General features: G+C 74.6%; 1 protein-coding gene. It reads left to right on the top strand.

Annotation, left to right across the window (positions count from 1 at the left end; genetic code table 11):
- The first annotated feature begins 351 nt into the window (after positions 1-351).
- Complete coding sequence (locus tag ACWDR0_RS34840; protein ID WP_456355842.1) at positions 352-1,605, top strand: hypothetical protein; 1,254 nt, start codon at positions 352-354, stop codon at positions 1,603-1,605.
- Positions 1,606-1,749: the final 144 nt, after the last annotated feature.

Below are 1,749 nucleotides of genomic sequence, written 5' to 3'. Positions count from 1 at the left end.
CAAGGTCTTTAGGGGCGCGGGGAACTGCGCGAACAGCCACAGACGGGCTGCAGTCGGAATACAAGCCCTGCAACAACGGCGGTCAGCCGCTGCCCCGCGAAGGAAGGGGCACTGGGGTCCCCCCACGCCGCAGGCGCAGGGGGCGGAACTGCGCGACAAGCCACAGACGGCGTGCAGTCGGGAATCAAGCCCCGCCGGTACGGCGCGTCCCGCACCCCGCAAAGGCACGGCCCCTCGCGCGCGGCGTGGGCGGTGAGTTGGGGATCCTGAGGGGCAGGCGCCCCCTCCGCATGGGGGAGCCGGTAGTTTGGGGCGGTTGGAGAGCGCGGCGTGCCTTGGATGGAGGTTCCGGTGACGCACAGCGGACACGGGCAGGGTGACCGGCCGGACGGTTCCGCCGCCCGCGGTGACTCCTGGATACCCGACTCGCCCGCCCCCGGGCAGCCGTGGGGCGAGCCCTGGGGCCCGCAGCCCGACGCCACCATGAACCTCGCGCCGGTTCCCCCGGAGAGCCCGGCGGACCCCGTGGACAGCGACACCCGGTTGCTGCGGCCCGTCCAAGGGCCCGGCCCCGAGGGGGACGCCACCCGCGTGATCCCGCCCGTCCAAGGTCATGGGCAAGGGCCCGGCTCCCCGGACGACGCAACCCGGTTCATACCGCCCGTCGCCCCGCAGGGCCCCGCGGAGGACGCCACGCGCTACCTCCCACCGGTCCCCCCGCAGGGGTCTCCGGACGACGCGACCCGCTACATACCTCCCGTCCAAGGGCCCGGTCCGCAGGGATCCCCGGGCGACGCGACCCGCTACATACCTCCCGTACCCCCCGAGGACACCGCCTTCGAACGGTTCTTCCGGAGCGAGGAGACCCGGGACCACCGGGTCCGTGAGGAGCGCGAGGAGGAGCGGCAGCGGGCTTCGCAGCTCGCCGTGATGGGGGCCGTCGTCGTCGCCTGCGCCGTACTGGGGCTGGGGCTCAGCGCCGCGATCTACGGCGGGGACGACGCGGGGCCTGACACCTCGCCGCCGGTATCGGCCGCCGCGCCCGCGCCCGCCGCTTCCGCGCCCGTGAAGCCCTCACCGGACGCGTCTTCGTCCCCGTCTCCGTCTCCGAAGCCCTCGGACGAGGAGGAGGAGAAGGAGGAGGACGGCCCGGCCCGCACCCAGGCCGAGGCGCTCGACCGTCTCCTCGCCGACAGCAACAACAGCCGTGACGCCGTCGTGCGTTCGGTGGCGAACATCCGCCGCTGTCAGGAGCTGGGCCGCGCGGCCACCGATCTGCGCGGCGCCGCCGAGCAGCGCCGCACCCTGGTGGGGCGGCTCGGCGGGCTGGCCGTCGACCGGCTGCCGCGCGGCCAGGAGCTGACCGCCGCCCTCACCGAGGCCTGGCGTTTGTCGGCCGCCGCCGACGACCACTACGCGGCCTGGGCCGAGCAGGTCCAGGGCGAGCGGGGCTGCCGGGACGGCCGCGCCCGCACCACGGAGCGGGCGCTGGAGGGCAACCGGGCGAGCGGCGACGCCACCGCGGCGAAGCGGCAGGCGTCGGGCATGTGGAACGCGATCGCAAAGGACCACGACCTGACCACGCGCGGCGCGAACCAGCTCTGAGCAGCACCAGGGCGCTGCGCGCTGCACCGAGGGGCCGGGGGGCTACTTGGGGCAGCGGCTGACCGCCGTTGTTGCAGGGCTTGCATTCCGACTGCAGCCCGTCTGTGGCTGTTCGCGCAGTTCCCCGCGCCCCTAAAAACCTCC

Source organism: Streptomyces sp. NPDC003691, from assembly GCF_053981115.1.
This window is presented reverse-complemented; position numbering and strand designations above follow the sequence as displayed.